The sequence below is a fragment of the Rhizobacter sp. OV335 genome (assembly GCF_900142965.1).
Taxonomy (GTDB): domain Bacteria; phylum Pseudomonadota; class Gammaproteobacteria; order Burkholderiales; family Burkholderiaceae_C; genus Rhizobacter.
The window spans coordinates 214598-232202 of sequence record NZ_FRCQ01000004.1 but is presented as its reverse complement, the minus strand read 5'-3'; the positions used below and the strand labels follow the sequence as shown (position 1 = coordinate 232202).

At 70.0% G+C, this 17605-nt stretch carries 15 protein-coding genes; 4 read left to right on the top strand and 11 right to left on the bottom strand.

What is annotated here, in order from left to right; all coding sequences use genetic code 11:
* Positions 1–5: 5 nt before the first annotated feature.
* From BUE42_RS06255 to BUE42_RS06215, 9 genes are all read right to left on the bottom strand, one after another.
* On the bottom strand, positions 6–938 hold the full coding sequence (locus BUE42_RS06255) for a sugar kinase (RefSeq protein ID WP_235002134.1): 933 nt from the start codon (positions 936–938) through the stop codon (positions 6–8).
* Positions 928–2403, bottom strand: coding sequence for an N-acyl-D-amino-acid deacylase family protein (locus tag BUE42_RS06250; protein ID WP_073463749.1), 1476 nt, complete (start codon positions 2401–2403; stop codon positions 928–930). Before BUE42_RS06250 ends, BUE42_RS06255 begins: the two co-directional genes overlap by 11 nt.
* Positions 2400–3302, bottom strand: coding sequence for a MurR/RpiR family transcriptional regulator (locus BUE42_RS06245; protein ID WP_073463748.1), 903 nt, complete (start codon positions 3300–3302; stop codon positions 2400–2402). The genes BUE42_RS06250 and BUE42_RS06245 overlap by 4 nt, the downstream gene beginning before the upstream one ends.
* 10 nt (positions 3303–3312) lie before the next feature.
* Positions 3313–4602 (bottom strand): amino acid deaminase, encoded by a 1290-nt coding sequence (locus BUE42_RS06240; protein WP_073463747.1) that lies wholly within the window; start codon positions 4600–4602, stop codon positions 3313–3315.
* A gap of 172 nt (positions 4603–4774) precedes the next feature.
* Positions 4775–5722 carry an ABC transporter ATP-binding protein gene (locus tag BUE42_RS06235; protein ID WP_073463746.1) on the bottom strand — a complete coding sequence of 316 codons (948 nt, stop codon included), beginning with the start codon at positions 5720–5722 and terminating at the stop codon, positions 4775–4777.
* Positions 5719–6738, bottom strand: coding sequence for an ABC transporter ATP-binding protein (locus BUE42_RS06230; protein WP_073463745.1), 1020 nt, complete (start codon positions 6736–6738; stop codon positions 5719–5721). The genes BUE42_RS06235 and BUE42_RS06230 overlap by 4 nt, the downstream gene beginning before the upstream one ends.
* Positions 6738–7577, bottom strand: coding sequence for an ABC transporter permease (locus BUE42_RS06225; protein ID WP_073463744.1), 840 nt, complete (start codon positions 7575–7577; stop codon positions 6738–6740). The genes BUE42_RS06230 and BUE42_RS06225 overlap by 1 nt, the downstream gene beginning before the upstream one ends.
* Complete coding sequence (locus BUE42_RS06220) at positions 7574–8515, bottom strand: ABC transporter permease (protein WP_073463743.1); 942 nt, start codon at positions 8513–8515, stop codon at positions 7574–7576. Before BUE42_RS06220 ends, BUE42_RS06225 begins: the two co-directional genes overlap by 4 nt.
* On the bottom strand, positions 8516–10078 hold the full coding sequence (locus BUE42_RS06215; RefSeq protein ID WP_073463742.1) for an ABC transporter substrate-binding protein: 1563 nt from the start codon (positions 10076–10078) through the stop codon (positions 8516–8518). It lies immediately after the preceding gene.
* Positions 10079–10259: 181 nt separating this feature from the next.
* On the opposite strand from BUE42_RS06215, the gene BUE42_RS06210 reads away from it, so the two are divergent.
* From BUE42_RS06210 to BUE42_RS06195, 4 genes are all read left to right on the top strand, one after another.
* Positions 10260–10649 (top strand): RidA family protein, encoded by a 390-nt coding sequence (locus BUE42_RS06210; protein ID WP_073463741.1) that lies wholly within the window; start codon positions 10260–10262, stop codon positions 10647–10649.
* 92 nt (positions 10650–10741) lie between these two features.
* Positions 10742–12271 carry a Fic family protein gene (locus BUE42_RS06205; protein WP_073463740.1) on the top strand — a complete coding sequence of 510 codons (1530 nt, stop codon included), beginning with the start codon at positions 10742–10744 and terminating at the stop codon, positions 12269–12271.
* 139 nt (positions 12272–12410) lie between these two features.
* Positions 12411–12761 carry a helix-turn-helix domain-containing protein gene (locus tag BUE42_RS06200; protein WP_073463739.1) on the top strand — a complete coding sequence of 117 codons (351 nt, stop codon included), beginning with the start codon at positions 12411–12413 and terminating at the stop codon, positions 12759–12761.
* Positions 12751–14025: a type II toxin-antitoxin system HipA family toxin gene (locus tag BUE42_RS06195; protein WP_073463738.1), complete on the top strand. Its 1275-nt coding sequence runs from the start codon at positions 12751–12753 to the stop codon at positions 14023–14025. Before BUE42_RS06200 ends, BUE42_RS06195 begins: the two co-directional genes overlap by 11 nt.
* Before the next feature lie 61 nt (positions 14026–14086).
* Here the strand turns inward: BUE42_RS06195 and BUE42_RS06190 are convergent, their stop codons facing one another.
* Positions 14087–16252 carry a peptidase domain-containing ABC transporter gene (locus BUE42_RS06190; protein ID WP_073463737.1) on the bottom strand — a complete coding sequence of 722 codons (2166 nt, stop codon included), beginning with the start codon at positions 16250–16252 and terminating at the stop codon, positions 14087–14089.
* Positions 16249–17523: an HlyD family secretion protein gene (locus BUE42_RS06185; protein WP_083613918.1), complete on the bottom strand. Its 1275-nt coding sequence runs from the start codon at positions 17521–17523 to the stop codon at positions 16249–16251. Before BUE42_RS06185 ends, BUE42_RS06190 begins: the two co-directional genes overlap by 4 nt.
* Positions 17524–17605 lie beyond the last annotated feature (82 nt).

Here is a 17605-nt window from a genome sequence, read left to right as displayed (position 1 = left end):
CGAACTCAGCCCTCGGCCGCGAAGACCTCCGCCAGCGTCGGCAGCGGCGCGACGGCGCCATGCCCGCAGGTGCTGAGCGCCGCGGCGATGTTGGCCAGCCGGGCCGCGCGGTCCAGCGTGTCGCCGGCCGACAGCCGCGCGAGCAGCGCGCCGGCGAAGCAGTCGCCGGCACCGGTCGCGTCGACCGGCGTCACCGGGTGCGGCGCGATCAGCCGCGTGCCGTTCGCGTCCGACACCAGGCAGCCCGACGCACCGAGCTTCAGCGCGACCCGCTTTGCGCCCTGGTCGTGCGACCAGCGCAGGATGTCGTCGTGCCGCAGCAGCCCGGTCAGCGCGCCGATCTCGTCGATGCTCGGGAAGAACAGGTCGCAGTGCGCCAGCGTCTCGCGCGCGATCGCGAGTGCGCGGGTGGCCGGCCACAGCGCCGGGCGAAAGTTCAGGTCGTAGCTGACGTGCGTGCCGGCGCTGCGTGCGCGGGCGATGGCTTCGAACACCGCATCGCAGGCCGACGCGCTGATCGCCTGCGAGATGCCCGAGCAATGCAGCCAGTGCGCGCCCTGCACCACGCTGGGCGGCAGGTCGGTGGGGCGCATGCGGCTCGCGGCGCTGCCGGCACGGCGGTACGAGAAGCGGTGGCCGCCGTCCCCATGCGTCACGAAGTAGAGCCCGGTCTCGGCGCCCGCGATGCGCTGCACGCCCTGCGTCTCGATGCCTTCGTGCCGCCACAGCGCCAGCAGCTGCTCGCCGAACAGGTCGTCGCCGAGCTGCGTCAGGTAGCCGGTGCGCGCGCCCATGCGGGCGGCGGCGATCGCGCAGTTCGAGGTGTCGCCGCCGAAGCCGGCGAGGTAGCGGCCGTCGGGCTGCTGGTTGAACTCGGCCATCGCCTCGCCGATGGCCAACACGTCGAGCGACTTCTCGAGCATCTGTTCAGACGACATCCGATGTTCCCCTCGTCAACATCCGCCCGGCACGCCGCAGCACCTGCGGCACCGGTCCCGCAGCATAGGCGCGGACGCCGTTCACGTGCACCGAGGCAATCCCGATGCTCGCGCTGATCGGCACGTCGTAGGTGGCGGTGTCGGCGATGCGCGCCGGGTCGAACACCACCACGTCGGCCATCATCCCCGGGCGCAGCAGGCCGCGCTCGGCGATGCGGAAGTTGCGCGCGGTCAGGCCGGTCATCTTGTGCACTGCCTGCTCCAGCGTGAAGAGCCGGCGCTCGCGCCAGTAGCGCGCCAGCACGCGCGGGAACGCGCCCCACAGCCGCGGGTGCGGATGGCGGTCGTGCGGCAGGCCGTCGGAGCCGATCATCGTGCGCGGGTGCGCGATCACGCGCTCGACGTCTTCTTCGTTCATCTGGAAGTAGCAGGCGCCGCCCGGCTGCAGCCGGCGGCACGCGGTCTTCTGGTCGACGCCCCAGTCGTCGGCGATCGCCGACAGCATCCGGCCGGTGTGCTCCGGATGGGTGTCGCTCCAGGTCAGCATCACGTCGATCACGCCGTCGACCAGGTCCTCGCGCAGCACGGTGGAGCCGGCCACATAGGGGTACACGTCCATCGCGACCGGCTGGCGCGCGCCGAGCGCGTCGATCAGCGGCAGCGTCTCGCGGGTGCGGCCCCAGTTGGCCGGGCCGGCGCACTTGTGGTGCGAGATGACCAGCGGCACGCCGGCCTCGAACGCGGTGTCGCCGGCCTCGTGCAGCGCCTCGATGATCTGCGCCATCTCGCTGCGCAGGTGGGTCGCGTAGATGCCGCCGTGGCGCGCGACGATGCGGGCGAGCTGCGTCACCTCGTCGGCTGGCGCCGGGTAGGCCTCTTCGTAGAACAGCCCGGACGACAGGCCGTGCGCGCCGTCCGCCATGCTGGCCTCGAGCAGCGCGGCCATGCGCGCGCGCTCGTCGCCGCTGGCCGGCTGCGACAGGTCGGCCAGCGCGGCAAAGCGCAGCGTCGTGTGGCCGACCAGCGCGGCGACGTTCAGCGACGGCTGCGCGGTGCGCACCGCATCGCGGTAGGCAGCCATCGTCGGGTAGCGGAACGAGCCGGCGCCCAGCAGGTTCAGCGGCGGCTTCGCGGTGTCGGTGACGAAGGGCGCGAGCGAGATGCCGCAGTTGCCGGTGATGACGGTGGTGATGCCCTGCGACAGCTTCGGCAGCCCGTCGGGGTCGCGCAGCACGATCGCGTCGTCGTGCGTGTGGGCGTCGATGAAGCCGGGCGCGATCGCCAGGCCCGTGCAGTCGACGGTCTCGACCTCGTCGGGCGACAGGCCCTCGGGCAGGCGGTCGCGCAGGCCGGCGCCGGTGCGCAGGATGCGGTCGCCGGCGATCAGCACGTCACCGGTCCAGCCGGGGGTGCCCGAGCCGTCGATGACGAGTCCGTTCTGGAACAGGGTGGCCGAGACGGTCATGGCTTGGCTCCCACGCCGCCGCCATCCCAGCTCTGCAGCGGGTGCGTGCGCACGTCGATGCCGTGGCGCTGTAGTGCTTCGCGCACGTAGCGCAGCCGCTGCACCGCAGGGTCGCCGCGGCGCTGCGCGACCAGCACGGTCAGGATCTCGATCACGGTCAGGTGGGTCAGGTAGGCGTCGATGCCGACGTGCATCACCGCGTCGTCGGGCACGCTCAGCGCGATCAGCATGTCGGCGCGCTCGGCCAGCGGCGTGCCGGGGCGGGTGATGCACACCGCCTTCGCGCCCTGTGCACGGGCGATGTCGACCGAATCGAGCAGCGAGGGCATGCCGCCGACGTGCGAGATCGCGATCACGACGCCGCGTTCGTCCTGCGCGGCGGCCGCCACCTGCTGCAGGTGGTAGTCGGCCCACGCGGTGGCCGACAGGCCGAGGCGGAACAGCCGCGCCTGCAGGTCCTGCGCCATGAACCACGAGGTGGAACCGGCGCCGTACAGGTCGACGTGGCGCGCGACCGCGAGCGCGTCGACCGCGGCGCCGAGCGCGGCCATGTCGAGTTGCGCGCGCACCCCGGCCACCGACGCGGCGGCGCTGCGTGAGATCTTCGTGACCACCTCGTCGGCGCTGTCCTCGATGTTGACGCGCCGGTGCAGCGGCGAGCCGCCGAGTGCCAGTGCATGGGCCAGCGCGAGCTTGAACTCGCGCAGCCCGGCGAAGCCGAGGTCGCGGCAGGTGCGCATCACGGTGGGCACCGAGCTGCCGGCGCGCGCGGCCAGCGATTCGAAGCTTTCCTCGAGCACGCGGTCGGGGTCGTCGAGGATCAGGTCGAGGATCGCGCGGCGTGCGGTCGGTGCGCCCTCGCGCGCCGCGGCCACGTTCTCCAGCAGGCTCTTGGTCATGGTCGGGGGATCAGAAGTGCATCGCCACGGCGTCGCTGACGCGGTAGTCGTTCTCGACGACCGGCATCCAGTGCCATTTGTCGAAGGTGGTGCAGGGGTGCGAGATGCCGAGGCCGATGCGCTCGCCGACGGCGGGGGCGGTGGCTTCGTCATCCGCGGCCCAGCGCAGGTAGGCGTGCTGGTCGTTCAGGCCGGTGATCGACCAGCCCGCCGGCACCAGCGAGGCCTGCAGCGCACCGCGCGCCGCGCGTGCGATCGGCACCGGCAGCGCCAGGTCGAACGAGATGTCGCGCTTGCCGACCGCGAGGATCGCGAGGCCCGGCTCCGGGCGCGACTGCACCATCGCCCACACCTCCATCGCGGGGCGAAGCGTTTCGCCGCAGCCGCAGCCCAGGCGGGCCTCGACGCTGTTCACCATGCGCTGGTAGAAGCCGTGGTCGTGCGTCACGTAGCAGCCCGAGCGCAGCAGGCCGCGCACCGGCCGCCCGAGCGACGGCGTGAGCCGGCCGGCCACCAGGTCGAAGATGGCCGAGCCGCCGGCCGACAGCAGCACCTCATCGGCATCGAACAGGCCCTCGGCGTCGGCGGTCTTCGTGATCGCCTCGACACGGTCCATCAGCGCCTTCGCATACGCCGTGTCGGCATCGGTCTCGCCCTTGGCGCCGAGGCCTTCGTAGCATTCGATGCCGACCAGCTTCAGCGCCGCGCTCGCGTGCATCCGGCGCGCGAGCGCGGTGGCTTCTTCGGATGTGCGCACGCCGCTGCGGCCGCCGGCCACGCCGACCTCGAGCATCGCCTCGAAGGGCAGGGCGCCGGGGTGGGCCTGCGCCCAGGCCTCGATCAGGTCGAGCTGCGCGAGCGAGTCGACCAGGAACACGATGCGCAGCTCGGCGTGGCCGCGCAGCAGCGCCTGGATCGCCGCGAGGTCGGCGTCGTGCACGACCTGGTTGGCGATCAGCGTGCGGCGCGCACCGGCGGCGACGCCGATCGCGAGCTGGTTCACCGTCGCGAAGGTCAGGCCCCAGGCGCCGGCATCGAGCTGGCGGCGGAACAGCTGCGGCGACATCGTCGTCTTGCCGTGCGGCGCGAGCTCGATGCCCCAGTCCTTGGTGCGCTGCTGCATCCACGCGATGTTGTGCTCCAGCGCCTCGCGCTTGAGCAGCGCCAGCGGCAGCGGCAGGTCGCCGGCCAGCACGTTCCAGGCGGCGGCGGCGACCTCGCTGCGGCGGCGCGGCGAAGCGGTCAGCGGGTAGCCCTTCAGGCCGGGTTGCAGCAGCGGGTCGATCAGGTCGTTGGTCATGGGGTGACTCTCTTTGCGAATGGACTCCACACCCGCTCGCCCTGAGCTTGTCGAAGGGCCGGGCTGAGCCTGTCGAAGCCCTGGTCGAGTCGCTCCGGAGGCAGCCCTTCGACACGGGCCCTCGACAAGCTCGGTCCCTGCTCAGGGTGAACGGGAGGGGAGTGATGCAGCTTCACAGGATGCACGCCGAGAACCGTCCCGGCGCCTTCTCTTCCAGCGGCGGCACGGCCTGCGCGCACGCATCGATCGCCTTCGGGCAGCGCGTGCGGAACACGCAGCCCGACGGCGGGTTCATCGGGCTCGGGATGTCGCCTTTCAGCGGGATGATCTCGGTCTTGTCCAGCGGGTCGGGCTTCGGGCTCGCGGCCAGCAGCGCCTGCGTGTACGGGTGCAGCGGCTGCGCGAACAGCTCGGCGGTGGTCGACACCTCCATCACGCGCCCCAGGTACAGCACCACCACGCGGTCGCACAGGTACTCGACCACGTCGAGGTCGTGCGAGATGAACAGCATCGTCAGCGACAGGCGCTCGCGCAGCTCGGCCAGCAGGTTGATCACCTGCGCCTGGATCGACACGTCGAGCGCCGACAGCGGCTCGTCGGCGACGATGAACTCCGGCTCCACCGCCAGCGCGCGCGCGATGCCGATGCGCTGCCGCTGGCCGCCGGAGAACTCGTGCGGGAAGCGGCTCGCATGCTCCGGCCGCAGCCCGACCAGGTCGAGCAGTTCGGCGATGCGCTCCTTGCGCCGGCCCTTCGCGAGCCCGTGCGTGGACAAGGCCTCGTCGAGGATCGCGCTGATGCGCATCTTCGGGTTCAGGCTCGCGTACGGGTCCTGGAAGATGATCTGCAGCTTGCTGCGCAGCTTGCGCATGCGCTCGGCCGACAGCGCACCGAGGTCTTCGCCGCGGTACAGCACCTGGCCGCCGGTGCGCTCGATCAGGCGCAGCACGGTGCGGCCGATCGTGCTCTTGCCCGAGCCGGATTCGCCGACCAAGCCCAGCGTCTCGCCGGCGCGGATCTCGAACGAAACGTCGTCGACGGCGCGCACCGGCTTGTCGGCGCTGCCGAAATAGCGCTTGAGGTTCCGCACCTCGATCAGCGGGGTGGCCGTCGCGCTCATGCCGCGTTCCTTTCAACCGACGGCACGCGAATGCAGCGCGCCTGTCGCGATTCATCGGTGGGCACCAGCGGCGGCACCGCCTGCGCGCAGGCCGGGATCGCCTGGTCGCAGCGCGGCTCGAACGCACAGCCCGGCGGCGGCGCGAGCGGGCTCGACACCTGGCCGCGGATCGCGAACAAGTGCTTCGGCCGGGGTTGTCCGGCCGCATGGGCCTTGCCCGGCAGGCAGGCCAGCAGCCCCTGCGTGTACGGGTGCGCGGGCGATGCGAACAGCGGCCGCACCGGCGCCGACTCGACCACGCGGCCGGCGTACATCACGACGACGTCGTCTGCATGGTGCGCGACCACGCCGAGGTTGTGCGTGATGAACAGGATGCTCATGCCGGTCTCGGCCTGCAGCCGGCGCATCAGCACCAGGATCTGCGCCTGGATCGTCACGTCGAGCGCGGTGGTCGGCTCGTCGGCGATCAGCAGCGTCGGGTCGCAGGCCATCGCGAGCGCGATCATCACGCGCTGGCGCATGCCGCCCGACAGCTGGTGCGGGTACTCGTGCAGGCGCTGCGCGGCGGCCGGGATCTCGACCAGGTCGAGCATGCGCTTGGCGTGCGCCAGCGCGGCGCTGCGGTCCAGCCGCTTGTGCAGCCGCACGCTCTCGGCGATCTGCTCGCCGACCGTGAACACCGGGTTCAGGCTCGTCATCGGCTCCTGGAAGATCATCGCCAGCTCGTTGCCGCGCAGCGCGCGCATCGGCGCATCGGCCAGCGTCAGCAGGTCGACCTCGGTGCCGGCGCGCGTGACGAAGCGCGCGCTGCCCTCGACCTGCGCGCGTGCGGTCTTCGGCAGCAGGCGCATCAGCGTCAGGCTGGTGACCGACTTGCCCGAGCCGGATTCGCCGACGATCGCGGTGGTCTTGCCGGGCGCGATGCCGAAGCTGACGTCAGCGACCGAGCGCACCAGCCCGTCTTCGGTCGGGAAGCAGGTGCTGAGGCCGCTGACGGTGAGGCGATTCGTGGTCATCACAAGGTCTTCTTCAGCTTCGGGTCGAGCAGGTCGCGCACGCCGTCGCCGAGGATCTGCAGCGACAGCGCGGTCACGATGATCGCGAGGCCGGGGAACAGCACGACCCAGAACGCGCGGTCGGCGTACTGCTGGCTGCCGGCGACCATCGTGCCCCAGGTGGGGATCTCCGGCGGCACGCCGACGCCTAGGAACGACAGCCCGGCCTCGGCCAGGATCGCGTACGCGAAGATGAACGACACCTGCACCAGGATCGGCGACAGCAGGTTCGGCAGGATGTGGCGCCACAGGATGCGTGAGGTGCGCACGCCCAGCGCGCGCACCGCCTCGACGAACAGCAGCTCGCGCACCACCAGCGTCGAGGCCCGCACCACGCGCGCGACGCGCGGCGTGTAGACCAGCACCAGCGCCAGCACCACGTTCAGCAGCGAGGCCCCGAGGATCGCGACCAGCGCGATCGCCAGCAGGATGTCGGGGAAGGACATCATCGCGTCGACCACCCGCATCAGCGGCGTGTCGAGCCGGCGGAAGAAGCCGGCCACCAGCCCGAGCAGCGTGCCGGCGAGCACCGAGCCGAGCGCCGTCAGCGCCGCGATGGCGAGCGAATAGCGCGCGCCATGCACGATGCGCGCATACAGGTCGCGGCCGAGCTCGTCGGTGCCGAGCAGGTGGGCGGCGCTCGGTGCCTTCAGGCGGTCGAGCACCGCGGTGTCGTTCGGATCGAACGACGCGAACCAGGGCGCGCCGAGCGCCAGCACCGCAATGATCAGCAGCAGCGCGGCCGAGACCATCACGATGCGGCGATGCATCAGTTGTCGAAGGAGGCGAGGGAGTTTCACAATTTCACCCGGGGGTCGACCGCCACGTACAGCAGGTCGATCGCGAAATTGATCAGCACATAGATCGCCGCGATCACCAGCAGCGCGCCCTGGATCACCGGGTAGTCGCGCCGCAGCACCGCGTTGACCACCAGGTTGCCGATGCCGGGCAGCCCGAACACCGTCTCGGTGACGACCGCGCCGCCGATCATCAGCGCGACCGTCAGCCCCAGCACCGTGACGACCGGCACCAGCGCGTTGCGCAGCGCGTGCTTCAGCACCACCGTGCCTTCGCCGAGGCCCTTCGAGCGCGCGGTACGCACGTAGTCTTCGCCCAGCACGTCGAGCATCGACGCGCGCGTGAAGCGGATGATCAGCGCCGAGTTCAGCACGCCCAGCACCAGCGACGGCAGCATCAGCGCATGCAGGCGTTCGCCGAGCCCGGCATCGGGCGCGCCGTAGCCCGACACCGGGAACCAGCCGAGCGACACCGCGAACAGCTGGATCAGCACGATGCCGAACCAGAAGCTCGGGATGCTGGCGCCCAGCATCGCGGCGCCGGTGACGACCTGGTCGAGCCAGCGCCCGCGGTACACCGCCGAGACGATGCCGCACGGGATGCCGATCAGCGCCGCGATGGCGACCGCCATCAGCGCGAGCAGCGTGGTCGGCTCGGCGCGCTCCCACAGCGCCTGCGTGACCGGGCGCTGCAAGAAGATCGACTGGCCGAGGTTGCCGTGCAGCACCTCGCCGAGCCAGTACGCGAATTGCACCGGCAGCGGCTTGTCGAGGCCGTAGTCCTTCTGCACGCGGGCGATGTCCTCGGCGGTGGCCTGGTCGCCCAGCAGCACCGAGATCGGGTCGCCCGACGCGGCGCGCGTCAGCACGAACACCATCACCGCGACGATGGCGAGCACCGCCAGCATGCCGGCCAGGCGTGAGAGGAGGTAGCGGTGCATTTACTTGATGCGCACGTTCCAGAAGAACGGCCAGGTCGCCGGCACGTAGCCGTCGAGCGCCAGGCTGCGCGCCGACAGCCCGTTGAAGCGGCCGACGTTGATGTACGGCACTTCGTCGTAGACCACCTGCTGCACCTTGCCCCACAGTGCGCCGCGTTTCGCCGCATCGGTTTCCTGGTTGAAGGCCGACAGCGCCGCCTGCTTGGCCGGCGAACTCCACCAGCCCGGCGCGCCTTCGCCGAGTTGCGGCGGCGACAGCATCGGCTCGGGGAACTGGCCGGAGTGGGTGACGTACAGGTCCCACAGCTTCGAGTCGTTGCGGCGCTGCACCAGCGTGGCCCAGTCGACGACGTTGAGCTCGACCTTGAAGCCGGCGCGCTTCAGCTGCTCGGCCATCAGCAGCGCCATGTTGTAGTGGAAGTCGTACTGGCGGCTCGTCAGCACCCGCACCGGCTCGCCCTTGTAGCCGGCCTTCTCGGCCTCGTCCTTGGCCTTCTTCGCGTTGCGCTGGTTGTAGAGGTCGGTGCCGACGTTCGAGTAGAACGGCGAGCCCTTCGGGAAGTGGTTGCCCTCGGCGCTGAAGAAGCGGGTGTCGCCGAAGCCGGCGGCCAGCATCTCGCCTTCGCCGATCGCGGTCTGCAGCGCACGGCGCACGCCGACGTTGGCGTTCACGCCTTCCTTGGTGTTGAGCACCAGGTACGGGAAGCCGAACGAGGTGGTCAGGATCGGCACCGTCTTGCCGCCGGCCTTCTCGAGCCGCGACAGCGCCTCGACCGGCAGCAGGTCGGCGAAGTCGTACTGCGCGGCGAGCGCGCCTTCGACGCGGGTGTTCGCGTTGGGCACCGGCACGAAGCGCAGTTCCTCGATCAGGGCCTCGCGCTTGCCGGCGTAGCCGCTCGCCGGCTCCTTGCGGGCGCTGTACTTGTCGAAGCGCGTCAGCAGCACGTAGGCGTCGGGCTTGCGTTCCTTGAAGCGGTACGGGCCGGTGCCGACGAACTCCTTCAGCGGCGTCGCGATCGACTCCTTGGCCATGATCGCGGCCATGCCGCTCGGCAGCGCGAGCTGGGCCAGCAGCGGGGCATACGGGTTCTTCAGCACGATCTGCACCGCGAGCGGGCCGGTCGCCTTGAGGCTGTCGAGCTCCTTCGCGACGGCCTTGCCGCGCGGCGCCTGTTCCATCCAGCGCTGCAGGCTCGCGACCACGTCGTCGGCGGTCAGCTCGCGGCCACTGTGCAGCATCACGCCCTTGCGCAGCGTGATCACGTAGGTCTTGCCGTCGGCGCTGATCTTCGGCTGCGACTCGGCCAGCATCGGCACCACGTTCCACTTCGCGTCGAAGGTGTAGAGCGGCTCGTAGACGTGCTGCATGATGGTGCCGACCAGGTCGGCGGTGGAGCCCATCGGGTCCAGCGTCTGCGGTTCGCCGACCATCGCGAGCGTCGCGAAGTTGCGCGGGCCCTGGGCCTGCGCGGCGCCGGCGGCCCCGAGCAGGCAGGCGGCCAGGCCGAGCGCGGCGGGCAGCTTCAGCAGGGTGCGGCGGGGGAGGGAGTCGATGCGGGACATGGCGGGCTCTCCAATGAACAGTACGGCTGGAATCTGAAAGTATTTTTCAGAACGACGCGACTATGGAGCAATCCCCATGCCAAATAATCGGGGTTTACCCGCCATGTGACGGTGTTGACTGAAAGACACTTTCACATCTATGGTGCGCAGCTGCACTGTTTTCACCCTGAAGGAGTCTTCCATGCCCCTTGAATACCTCGGCGCCCCGCCGGTGGCCTCCGACCGCCAGGCGCGGCCTTTCTCGCCGGCGGTGCGCGCCGGCGATTTCATCTACGTGTCAGGACAGGTCCCGGCCGATGCGAACGGCGAGATCGTCGCCGGTGGCATCGAGGCGCAGACGCGCCAGGTGATGGAGAACCTGAAGGCGGTGCTGGCGCTGGCCGGCGCGACGTTCGACGACGTCTGCAAGAGCACCTGCTGGCTGCAGGACGCGCGCGACTTCGGCGCGTTCAACCGCATCTACATGAGCTACTTCCCGAACGGGAAACCGGCGCGCTCGACGACCGAGGCGCGGCTGATGGTGGACGCGAAGGTGGAAGTCGACGTGATCGCGTTCAAGCCGGTGAAGTGAAGGGTTTGTAATCGTTTTATTGACGATTGGTCGATTTCTAATCAATATCTCGGGCCGTTAATCGATTTTCATCACGAACCCGGGATTCCGAAGTGACCGACTGGATCGGCTACCAGTGGCTGGCCGAGCGCCACGGCGTGGCGCCGGTGCAGGCCTTTCGCACCGTCAGCGCCATTGCCGGCTCTCGCAGCACCGTCAGCGAGAACGGCTACGTTCGCGAGCACTACCCGGCGTCGGCCCGGCCCTCGGACACCGTGTCCGGGCATCTGGCCTTCGCGTTGAAACGAGAGGGCGTCCACCTCGAGTTCCTGGCACGCCTGTTCGCCGTGGTGGAGGTGTCGGTGCTGGAGGCCTGGATCGCCGCCGAACCGACCGGCCAGTATGCGCGCCGGGCCTGCTTCTTCTACGAGTACCTGACGGGGCGCCGGCTGGCCTTCGCGGGCGTCGCGTCCGGCAACTACGTGGCCGCGCTCGACGAGGAATCCTGCGTGACCGCGCGCCAGGTCGTGAACGACCCGCGCTGGCGGGTTCGCGACAACCTGCCGGGCACGCGAGACTATTGCCCGATGGTGCTGCGCACGGCCCGTGTGCGCGACGCCGAGGACTACGACTGTGCGAAGCAACTCGCCGCGCTTGAAGTCGAGTTCGGCGCCGACCTGCTGCTGCGCAGCGTGGTCTGGCTGACGGTCAAGGAGAGCCGGGCGAGCTTTGCGATCGAGCACGAAGAGCAGCACGTCGATCGCGTGCGGCGCTTTGCATCGGCGATGGAGCAGCGTTGCGGCCAGGGCGACGACCCCTTGTCGATCGACGCGCTGGGCGAGCTGCAATCGCAGATTCTCGGCCCGCGCGCGACGCGTTACGGCGTGCGCCGCTCACCGGTGTTCGTCGGTGAGATCGATGGCTTCATCGAGGTGGTCCACTACATCGCGCCTCATTGGGAAGACGCGCCCGCGTTGCTGTCCGGGCTGCGAAGTTTTGCAGAACGCACGGCCGGCGCGTCGGCGCTGGTGCGGGCGGCGGTGCTGTCGTTCGGCTTCGTCTACATCCACCCGATGTCCGACGGCAACGGGCGGATCTCGCGCTTCCTGATCAACGACACGCTGCGGCGCGATGGTGCGGTGGCAGCACCGTTCATCCTTCCGGTGTCGGCCACGATCATCAGCAGCGTCGTCCGCCGGCGTGGCTATGACCAGGTGCTCGAGTTGTTCTCGCGGCCGTTGATGCGCAAGTACGCCGAAGCCTGGCGCTTCGGCGCGGAAGAGGTGGCAGACGACGGGGTGCTCAGCAACCTTCGCTTCGATGCCTATGACGACGCCTTGCCTGCGTGGCGCTATCCCGACCTGACCGACCACGTGGAGTACCTGGCCGAGGTCGTGCAATCGACCCTCGAGCAGGAAATGCGCAAGGAAGCGCGCCATCTGCGCAGCCTTCGCACCGCGCGCGAACGGGTCAAGCAGTTCGTCGAGGGGCCTGACGCCGACATCGACCGGATCATCCGTTCGGTGCGCGACAGCGGCGGACTGGTGTCGAACAAGCTGAAGAAGGAGTTTCCGGCGCTGTTGCAGGAGAGCCTGGCTGCCGAGGTTGCGGCGGCGATCGGTGCCGCATTCGACGGGGGATGAAACAGGGACGAATGGACTGATTCAGTTTGAGGCGGTTTACAGCTTAATTGCTACCTTATCTTCTTAAGGCAGCAAATATGATGGATTATTGCATTGTCAATGCATCAGATATGATGCATTCCTTTGACTGCGAGAAGTCATGCGCCGTCCCGAAGCCGCCTTTGCCAGCCCTGCGTCCGTCGCGGCCTCCGGCCAGCTGGGGGCGGCGATCCGCCTGGCCCGCCTGGCGCGCAACCTCACGCAGGCCGACTTTGCGGAGCGTGCCCGCATGAGCGTCGCCACCTTGCAGCGCATCGAGCGGGGTGACCCCGCGGTGAGCTTTTCTTCGTGGCTGTCCGCGATGGAAGTCTCCAACCTGCTGCCGATTCTTCAAAGGGCTGCCGACCCTGATGCCGATGCTGCCGGCCGAGCCCGGCGCCAGCTCGAACAGCGCAAGCGCGCCACCGGGTCGAGGGGCAAGGACGCCGCGGAGGACCCCTATGCCTTCTGAATTCAAGGGTGTCGTCTTCGCCTGGCTGCCGGGCGAGCTGAAGGCCGTTCCGGCCGGGCAACTGTCCATCGTCGAAGAGGGGCTGGCGGTCGTGTCGTCGAGCTTCGGCTTCGGTGCCAAGTACCTCGAACGGCCCAAGGCCATTCCGATCGATGCCGCGACGCTGTCGCTGGCCACCGCGGTTCCCGGGTCGCAACGCACGTACGAACCCTCCAATGGCCTGGAGTTCTTCGGTGCCGTGCGCGACGCCATGCCCGACATGTGGGGCCGGCGGGTCATCGAGAACATCCTGAAGGCGCCACCGAACGCACTGGCCGAGACGCGCTACCTGATGGAGGCCGGGTCGAACCGGTTCGGCGCGCTCGACATCCGACCGGGCCTGGACCACGACGAGACCCGGGACCGGCTGGTGCCGGTGGCCGATGTGCGTTACCTGCTCGACGCGGCCGACAAGGTGCAGCGCAGCGAACCGGTGCCGCACGAACTCGAGCAGCTGTTCGATGCCGGCCCGAGCATGGGCGGCGCCCGTCCGAAGGCGGTGGTGGTGAAGGACGGCGTCCAGTACCTCGCCAAGTTTCCGTCGGTCGGCGACCGCTTCAACATCCCTGCGGTGGAGCGCGCCACGCTGGAACTGGCGCGCACCTGCGGGTTGGCCGTGCCGGTGACCGAGCTGATGCGCCTGCCGGACGGCCGTGACGTGATGCTGATCGAGCGCTTCGACCGCTACCCCTGCGAAGGCGGCTTCGCGCGGCGGCATGCCATCAGTGCGTTGACCGCGCTCGAACTGCACGAGTCGCAGTCCTCGCAGGCGTCGTATGCCGACATCTCGTTGAAGCTTGCCGCCATCGGCGCGGCGGGGCGGGTGCAGAGCGACCGCACGGAGCTGTTCGGCCGCATGGTCTTCAACATCCTGGTCAGCAACGACGACGACCACCTGCGCAACCATGCGTTCGTGTGGCAGCCGCAGGTGAAGGGCTGGACCCTCAGCCCGCTGTACGACGTGCTGCCGAAGCCGCAGGTGGCGCACACACGCTACCTGCACCTGAGCGTCGGCGCCGAAGGGCGGCTGGCCACCTTGCCCAATGCGCTGAGCCGCGCGCCGCTGTTCGGGCTGACCGATGAACAGGCGCGCGAGATCGTCGACCGGATCGCCCGCTGCGTGGACGAGTGGCGAACCTGGTTCGAGCAGTTCGGCGTCGAGGCGAAGGACCTGGAGATCGTCAGCTCCGCGATGCGGCACCCGCGCGACGTCGGGTGGGCATAGCGGCAGAAATGACCGCAATCACGGTCGTTGTCGGAATGCGGACTGGGATTGCGGTCATTTTTCAGCTGACCGGGGCCTCCGCGTTCCGCTCCTCCCCCGCCACCCGCCCGTGCTCGATCACCACCACCCGATCCGCCATCGCGATCGTGTCCGGCCGGTGCGCCACCACCACCCGCGTCAGCCGCATCGCCGCCACCGCGTGGTTCACCGTCTGCTCGTTGCGCAGGTCGAGGTGGCTGGTGGCTTCGTCGAGCACGAGGATGCGCGGCTCGCGGTACAGCGAGCGCGCCAGCAGCACGCGCTGCTTCTGCCCGCCCGAGATGCCGACGCCCACGTCGCCGACCAGCGTGTGGTAGCCCATCGGCATCGCCTGGATCTCGGTGTCGATCGCCGCGATCTTCGCGCAGGCCTCGATGCGCGCCATGTCGGGCTCGGCATCGAAGAAGCAGATGTTGTCCGCCAGCGAGCCGGAGAACAGCCGGTCCTCCTGCATCACGGTGCCGATCAGCGCGCGGTAGTTCGCGAGGCCCAGGTGCAGGATCGGCGTGCCGTCGAACAGCACCTCGCCCTGCGTCGGCGGCAGCAGCCCGAGCATCACCTTCACCAGCGTCGTCTTGCCACAGCCCGAGGCCCCGGTCAGCGCCAGGCACTCGCCGGCCTCCACCGTCAGGTTGACGTTCTCCAGCACCCAGGGCTCGGTGCTCGCATAGCGGTACGACACGCCGCGCAGCTCGATGCGCGCCGGCCGGCGCGACAGGTCGACCTCGACCGCGTTCGCGCCTGCCAGCCCCTCGGCGGCTTCGGCCTCGGCCAGCACGATGTCGGCCACGCGCTCGCCGTGCAGGCGCAGCATCGCGAGTTCTGACAGCTTGTCGATCATCGACGCGACGCGCGTCGAGAACAGCTCCTTGTAGGCCATGTACGCGAACAGCATGCCGACCGTGAAGCTGCCGGCCAGCACCGAGCGCGCCGCGAGCCACACCACCAGCACCCGCTCCAGCCCGAACAGCAGCGTCTGCGCGGTCTCGTTGCCGATGTGCACCCGCTGCACGCGCAGCCCGGCGTTGAACTGGTCGGCCAGCATGTTCATCCAGCCGGCGCGGCGCAGGTTGCCGCGGCCGAACAGCCGCACGCTCTGGATGCCGCTGGCGGTCTCGAGGAAGTGCGTCTGCTGGCGCGCCGCGTGGATGATCTCCTCGGCGCTGGCGGCGCGCAGCGCGCGGAACACCGACCAGCGCAGCCCGGCGTACAGCAGCGTCGCGACGACCGACACCGCCATCAGCTGCAGGCTGTAGGCCGCCATCATCGCGGCGGTGCCGAGCACCATCAGCGCATCGACCAGCGCGGTCACCACGCCGGTCGTCAGCGTCTTCTGGATCACCGTGACCGAGCCGAAGCAGGAGATGATGTGGCCGACGTGCCGCTTCTCGAAGAACTCCAGCGGCAGCTTCACCAGGTGGCCGAACACGTTGCCCAGCCACTGGAAGTTCAGCCGCGCGCTCAGCGTCGCGACCCACCAGCCGCGCACCGCGCCGAGCCCGCTCTGCAGCAGCACCAGCAGGCTGAAGCCGATCGCGAGGATCGCCAGCAGGTCGAGGTCGGCGGCCAGCAGCCCATGGTCGACCACCCACTGCAGGTAGAACGGCAGCGCGATCACCACCACCTCGAGCGCCACCGCCAGCGCGACGATCTGCCCGAGGCTCGCGCCCAGCCCGGTGATGCGGCCCATCAGCCCGCGCAGCGTGAACTCGAGCTTCTCGCGCCGCGGCTCGAAGCCGGCCGCCGGCGTCAGCTCCATCGCGATGCCGGTGAAGTGCTGCGCGAATTCCGCGGGCGTGAACGAGCGCACACCGATCGCCGGGTCGTGGATCACGATGCGCCGCGCCGACACCGACTTCAGCACCACGAAGTGGTTCATGTCCCAGTGCAGCACGCAGGGCAACGCGAGCTGCGGCAGGTGCTCCATCTCGAGCTTCAGCGGCCGGTTGTCGAGCCCGAGCGCGGCGGCGATGCGCACCATGCTCTCGAAGTTGGTGCCCTTGCGCGACAGCGCGAAGCGCAGCCGCAGTGTCGGCAGGTCGGTGTCGATGCCGTGGTAGACCGCGATCATCGCGATGCTGGCGAGCCCGCATTCGGTGGCCTCGGTCTGCACGATCACCGGCAGGTGCCGCCCGAGGCCGAGCCGGCGCGTCACGCCGGGCGGCACCGGATCCTGGTCGAGGCTCATCGGGCCGCCACCTGCAGGCCGGCCAGCGGCTCCAGCACCCATTCGATCAGCGTGCGCTTCTCGGCGACCAGGCTGGCCTGCACACGCATGCCGGCCTTCAGCGAGTCGCGCCACGCGAGGGCAGCGCTGTCGGTCGCGTCGATCACGACGCGCACGCGGTAGACGCCGCTGCTGCCACCGGGGCTGGCACTGCCGGTGACGGCGGGCGTGTCATCGGTGGGCGCCATCGCCACCGCGCTCTGCGACACCTCGCGCACATGCGCCGGCAACTGCCCGAAGCGCGCATACGGGAACGCGTCGACGCGCAGCTTCACCAGCGTGCCCGGCTTCACGAAGCCGGCGGCGCGGGTCGGCACCTCCAGCTCGGCCTCGAGCGCGCTGCCGCTGCCGCCGGGCAGCAGCGTCGCGAGCAGCTGCCCGGCCGCGACCGACTGGCCGGGGCTCGCCAGCACGGTGCCGATGCGCCCGGCCTGCGGCGCGAGCACGGCCGTCTCTCGGCGGGCCTCGTTCTCGGCCTGCTGCTGCGACAAGGCCTGGGCCTCGCGGCGCAGCTGCGAGCCTTCGCGCTCGGCCTGCAGCGGCACCGCCTGGCGCTGCGCGCGGGCGCTCGCCAGGTCCTGCTGCAGCGCGAGGCGTTGCCGCTCCAGCGTCGACAGCCGCGCGCGCTGGTCGAGCACCTCGGCGTTCTTCTCGGCCACCTCGACCGGCGAGACCGCGCCGCTGCGCACCAGCTCCGGGTAGCGCGCGGCGATGTCCTGCATCACCGCGATGCGCTCGCGCTGCAGCGCGAGTTCGCGCTCGTGCTGCTGCAGTGCGGCATCGAGGTTGGCGATGCGGGCGTCGAGCGCGGCGGCCTGCTGGCGCGCCTGCTCGGCCTGCTGCTTCAGTTCGTCGAGCAGCGCGCGCTGGCGGCTCGTCAGCGAGTCGGCGACCGCCGATTGCGTCGGCCCCGTCGCACTGGACTGTTCGGCCGACAGGCGCAGCACCGGCGCGTTCGCCGCCACCGGCTGCCCCTGCGCGGCGCCGCCCGGCAGCACCACGCCGGCCTGCGGCGCCACCAGCCGCAGCACGCCGCCGCTCGGCAGCAGCACGCCGGTGACGGTTTCCTGGCGCGCGAAGCCCTGCGTCGCGGCGAACGCGATCAGCGCGAGCACCAGCAGCACGAAGAACACCGTCCACGCGGCCTGTTGCGGGCTGCGCGTGAGCACGATGGCACCGTGGAATTTCTGGCGCTGTTGGTCGATGGCCTGGCGGCGGAACAGGTCGGGCACGACGGCGTGGAGTCGGTTGCGGGCCGGGAATCCGGAACGCGCAAGCGTACCTCAGTACTTCACCCTTGCAGGGGCCCCTTCA

Bases quoted from the DNA above. Each gene is read 5' to 3' on its own strand.
- BUE42_RS06255 (WP_235002134.1), bottom strand. From the start codon at position 938: ATGTCGTCTGAACAGATGCTCGAGAAGTCGCTCGACGTGTTGGCCATC.
- BUE42_RS06250 (WP_073463749.1), bottom strand. From the start codon at position 2,403: ATGACCGTCTCGGCCACCCTGTTCCAGAACGGACTCGTCATCGACGGC.
- BUE42_RS06245 (WP_073463748.1), bottom strand. From the start codon at position 3,302: ATGACCAAGAGCCTGCTGGAGAACGTGGCCGCGGCGCGCGAGGGCGCA.
- BUE42_RS06240 (WP_073463747.1), bottom strand. From the start codon at position 4,602: ATGACCAACGACCTGATCGACCCGCTGCTGCAACCCGGCCTGAAGGGC.
- BUE42_RS06235 (WP_073463746.1), bottom strand. From the start codon at position 5,722: ATGAGCGCGACGGCCACCCCGCTGATCGAGGTGCGGAACCTCAAGCGC.
- BUE42_RS06230 (WP_073463745.1), bottom strand. From the start codon at position 6,738: ATGACCACGAATCGCCTCACCGTCAGCGGCCTCAGCACCTGCTTCCCG.
- BUE42_RS06220 (WP_073463743.1), bottom strand. From the start codon at position 8,515: ATGCACCGCTACCTCCTCTCACGCCTGGCCGGCATGCTGGCGGTGCTC.
- BUE42_RS06215 (WP_073463742.1), bottom strand. From the start codon at position 10,078: ATGTCCCGCATCGACTCCCTCCCCCGCCGCACCCTGCTGAAGCTGCCC.
- BUE42_RS06210 (WP_073463741.1), top strand. From the start codon at position 10,260: ATGCCCCTTGAATACCTCGGCGCCCCGCCGGTGGCCTCCGACCGCCAG.
- BUE42_RS06200 (WP_073463739.1), top strand. From the start codon at position 12,411: ATGCGCCGTCCCGAAGCCGCCTTTGCCAGCCCTGCGTCCGTCGCGGCC.
- BUE42_RS06195 (WP_073463738.1), top strand. From the start codon at position 12,751: ATGCCTTCTGAATTCAAGGGTGTCGTCTTCGCCTGGCTGCCGGGCGAG.
- BUE42_RS06190 (WP_073463737.1), bottom strand. From the start codon at position 16,252: ATGAGCCTCGACCAGGATCCGGTGCCGCCCGGCGTGACGCGCCGGCTC.